Raw genomic sequence first — 985 nt, forward strand, 5'->3', positions numbered from 1 at the left:
AGGCAAGCGCCCCTGCTTATTCCAAGCCGCGCGTTATTTTTCTCGAATAGCGTCGTAAAGATCTCGCTGTAACACTCCTGTTTTTGGCGTCAGTGTCAGATCGCCGATTTCAATCGGTAGCATGGTCAGTCCCTTTTCCAATTGGATCTAAACATAAATCAAAATTGGACCTTATAGATAGACCAATTTGTATTTATTGTGCTTGTCATCTAAGCACTTCGCACGAGCAGCTAAAGGGAGAGAAGTATGTTGTCAGCAACGGACAGGAACTCAAATTAAAAAGCGGCAACGTAAGCAGTGCACGACGTCGAGCAGTTACATCGGATCATTGATGAAAGCTTGATCGCTCACATCGCCATTTCGGATGCCTCGGGACCCATTGTCATTCCGAGCATTGCTTTGGCGTGTCGATCAATCAAGTACTATATTCATCGGCGTCACGGAACAGCCGCTTAATCAAAGCACTGAGATCAGGGCAAAACACCTGCCTGACCTTTACATTATTCGATGGCTGGGTGTTGGCACGCTCTGCCTTTCACCACAGTGCGCACTACCGAAGCGCGGTGGTTTTTGGTCAATTTAACGTGATAGAAGAGAATACAGAAAAGGATCGCTTGTTGAATCATTTTATTGAGCAGATTGCCCCYGGTCGCACCGAGCAGGTTCGCTTAAGTAACGAAAAAGAGCTCAATGCCACCGAGCTGCTGGCCATCGGATTGGAAGAAGCGTCGGTGAAAATCAGTGCATTTGGTGTCAATGACGATAGCAGCGATCTCGATCGCCCCGTTTGGGCGGGCATCTTGCCCTATCGAACCGTTGTGGGGCCATTAGTGGGTGTGGATGAACAAGAGGGCCTAATTCCACAACCAAATTACGCATCAGCGTATGGGAACGATGGTTTCTACCCGTTGAACGACTAACGAACATCGTGGAAACGCTGCAGGTACTCTTTGGGCGTGACTCCACGATGTTTCTTAAACATGCG

Annotated in this window: 1 pseudogene; it reads left to right on the plus strand. The window is 48.3% G+C overall.

Annotated elements, in window-relative coordinates:
- The first annotated feature begins 297 nt into the window (after positions 1–297).
- A pseudogene (locus tag CIK04_RS25990) lies at positions 298–920 on the plus strand (pyridoxamine 5'-phosphate oxidase family protein).
- Positions 921–985 lie beyond the last annotated feature (65 nt).

It is taken from the genome of Vibrio sp. 03_296 (assembly GCF_002265885.1).